The following is a 229-nucleotide window of genomic DNA, read 5'->3' on the forward strand; positions in this document are numbered from 1 at the left end:
ATCCTCGATCGCCTCCCATCCCGTCTCACGGCCGAGCCCCTCGAGGAGGGCTCGAATTCCGTTCGGGCCCTCGGACGGGACCGGCCGGTTGCCATCGCGGTAGAACGGCACCTTCTCGTGCTCGGTCCCGATGGCGACGCGCGCACGCGGCTTCTCGCCCTCCGCGAACCAGGCGATGAGCTCGTCCCGCGTGGTCAGGGGCGTCGGGTCGGACGGGTCGCGCGCCAGG

1 pseudogene is annotated in these 229 nt (G+C 72.1%); it reads right to left on the reverse strand.

Annotated elements, in window-relative coordinates:
- Positions 1-228 (reverse strand): annotated as a pseudogene (locus AC0IWM_RS24015) (glutamate--cysteine ligase); the annotation flags it as partial.
- Position 229 lies beyond the last annotated feature (1 nt).

The sequence above is a fragment of the Methylobacterium sp. AC433 genome (genome assembly GCF_979253015.1).